This is a genomic window from Lacticaseibacillus yichunensis, assembly GCF_003946405.1.
Lineage (GTDB): Bacteria > Bacillota > Bacilli > Lactobacillales > Lactobacillaceae > Lacticaseibacillus > Lacticaseibacillus yichunensis.
In genome coordinates this window covers 1-2,917 of the sequence record NZ_RHOG01000062.1, presented here as the reverse complement: position 1 = coordinate 2,917, position 2,917 = coordinate 1, and the positions used below count along the sequence as shown (strand labels likewise).

Genomic DNA, 2,917 nt, shown 5'->3' with positions numbered 1-2,917 from the left:
CTCGACGGCCCTCTGCTTCTCTTTTAGTGAGTACATTTAATATCATACCTGAAGTCCAACTTTTTGTCCGCACGCCCAAGTTTTCCTTACCCAAGAAAATGGCACAGCATAACAATAAGACAAGTGTTAGTCCGTTCGTCCATGTAGCGACCCCGCCACCGAGCAACCGGTCCAGCAACATTGAGACACTTGTAATTCCGCCGTTGATGATCTGATGTGGGACCATCCATTTGGCGTAAGCGAATCCCATGACGGCGTTGCCAAGAGTAATCTTAAGCAACGAGCGGACTTGTTGCTGAACATCAATTTTTGTGACTGTTCCTGACTTCTTATTTGCTTCCATAACCAACCATTTCTCCAGATCAGACACCAGAAAGTTCGCTTGGCGTCACGATGCGTCCAAAATAGGCATTCCCAACGACATCCTCTGGCAGTTTCGTTCCATCATCGTACGGCAAAAGTGTCTGTTCCAGCTCCTCGATTCTGATCGATGGATCTGTCACCCACTCGCCAAGAATGGTTTGTGTCGTTTCAAACCTTTGGCACAGGCCGCCATAACGTATATCCAAGACCTCCCAGCCAAAATCTCGATAGTTTTTACGCCAAAGCACAAAATGGGCGGCTCTGAGTGTCCTGAAAGACTTAATCAGCGATGACAGTTTATCGATGACTGCTTGCATTGCAGTGGTATCTCGAGACTGATACGCCGTGCGAATCTGTCGGCTGAGATCGATTTTGACCGTCAATGTCTCAGCGAGCTGAATGTAGAACTGATACATCAGGCTATCGTTATGTTGCTGGCGCAACGTCTGTGCAAGACGCTGATAATACTGCCTGTAGTCGTATGCCTTCAGGTTCTCATCAAACAATAGTAGGAGCAGGTCCTGATAGAGCATCGCCTTACTTGGGCTGGCTGCACCGGGATTCCCTTCTGTAATACCTGGGACCTCATCAAATCGATTAAGCAACAGGTAGTCCTCGGCATTCTCATTGAGCAGAATTGCAAGATCCTTTTTGGCCCCTTCTAGACTCGGTTCAGCCGCGTATTGATACTGAGCAAATAAGGCCAGCCCAAACCATGATGTATCGACTGAAGTCTCTTGCCCATCGTCGCCCCAAAGCGTCGCGTAGATGTCCTTAACCTGCATTTTTTTCGCGGCTGCCAGTCCGGCTTGTGTGGTCGCAATCGTTTTGCCATAGTTTGGTGCGAGCCCATTCCATGTCCACACGCCGCCAGCAAAAGAGACTTTATCAGAGAGCTGATAATGCCTTTTCAGCAGTCGTTCATAGATAGTCGGATCAACATGGTAGTAATCCCAAAGTGTCAGCTCAACGTCAGGCACCGCCTTGATCATCTCATCAGTGAAGTTGACGGCCTCATCGTAATAATCAGCAGTCGCTGAGTTGGCCCTGAAAAACATATCACTCCAAATCATCGGCTCAAGCCCATACTTCTTAGTCAAGGCCAATACACGCTTGAGATGTTGGGTCATGATCTCAAATTGTGGGTGATAACCGTTTTTCTTCAAATACATCCCGGACCCGAGAGTCCAGGCCTCATCCATCCCAATGTGAATCCTCTTTGACCGAAACGCTTGCGAGATCTGTCGCAACAAATGATCAATAAATGTGTAGGTTTGTTCCTCGCCAACCAGCAGAATATCCCGTGTGTCTTGGAAGGCCTTTGAAAAGCCCCACTTCAATGGCAACAGCAGATGACCAAGCGTCTGGATCGCCGGTATCAATTCAATACCTAACGCCGCCGCGAAATCGTCCAAGTCGCGGAGCTCGGCTAGCGTGTAACGCCCGCGCATGTACCCAAAATAGGGATACTCTGGAACCTCATACACGTCTTCCATGTAAAGCATGCAGGTATTGAGACCCAAGCGCGCAATCCGCCGCAGAAACTGTTTCATTGCCTCAGGTTTCATGACTGCATTTCGCGAGAGATCGAGCATCGGCCCCATCCGTCGAAAATTGACCACCTCGTCATTCGTTTGCTCCTCTTGAAGTTGTTTCCAAATAAGGAGTCCGCGGATGATCTGTACCTGATCGTGATAACGAATCACACTAGTTTGCATCTTCTCTACTTGCAGGATTGGCGCGTCGGTCTGTTCTAGGACTATTGGCCTTCCTTCAGTCTCTTCCGAGAAGCCAAGCTCTCGCAAGAAATCGTGTTGCCCTTCGATAAATGATTCTGCCCCAATAAACTTAACGTTGTTCATCAGTTGCCCCTCTATTCTGTTGTTCTTCCTGTTGAATCAAAAGCGGGTGTAGCATCCAATACGCGGTCAGTGCAATCAACCCAGCAAATGTGCTCTGGAGAAGTGGCCAATTCGTAGCTTTGGTGATGACAAAGAACCCGATTACAAGCACCAGCACTGCCAGCATTCTAGGCAAATGCCTGATTGGGAGGTAAACGGCATCCCAAAGCAAATCTTTGATACTGAGTTGGTAGCTCGCCTGAAGCAAGGCGCATGTCAAGAAGAGCACAACAACCAATGCAAGTAACCCACCAACAATATAGGCAAAAAATCGCGGCATCTGATATGCGGTGACGTACAACAGATCAAACGTCAGCACCGCGCTGACTAAGGTAAAGAGCCCAGCGAGCAACCAATTGTGCCGCCAATCCTGTCGATATGCGAGCCAGAACTTCTTGAGCCAGTCGGTAAGTACATCGTCCTCCCGCACCTGACGAAACATTGAAAAGAGTGCCGTCAGAGTTGGAAAGACATTGACCGTCAACAAGACAAATATCAACAAGTAGTTAGTGGCTGTTCAAAAACGTGTAGCATTTGATACTAGTGATTTTAGGTCATTACTGTCATATAATAAACGCATACGAAATTCCGGTTTTCAGACATTTCCCGTGCATTTACGAAATTCACTCGGAGGTTTTATCCATGGTTTATCG

The 2,917-nt window shown here is 47.9% G+C and carries 3 protein-coding genes; all 3 read right to left on the bottom strand.

All coding sequences use genetic code 11. From position 1 onward, the window contains the following. Positions 1–343 (bottom strand): YitT family protein (locus tag EKM95_RS11365; RefSeq protein WP_164510202.1); only part of this gene is annotated, 343 nt, incomplete at its 3' end. 19 nt (positions 344–362) lie between these two features. Further along, on the bottom strand, positions 363–2,225 hold the full coding sequence (locus tag EKM95_RS11360) for a beta-N-acetylhexosaminidase (protein ID WP_125698546.1): 1,863 nt from the start codon (positions 2,223–2,225) through the stop codon (positions 363–365). After that, positions 2,212–2,763: a DUF624 domain-containing protein gene (locus tag EKM95_RS11355; RefSeq protein WP_318530909.1), complete on the bottom strand. Its 552-nt coding sequence runs from the start codon at positions 2,761–2,763 to the stop codon at positions 2,212–2,214. The genes EKM95_RS11360 and EKM95_RS11355 overlap by 14 nt, the downstream gene beginning before the upstream one ends. Between the last annotated feature and the right edge of the window lie 154 nt (positions 2,764–2,917).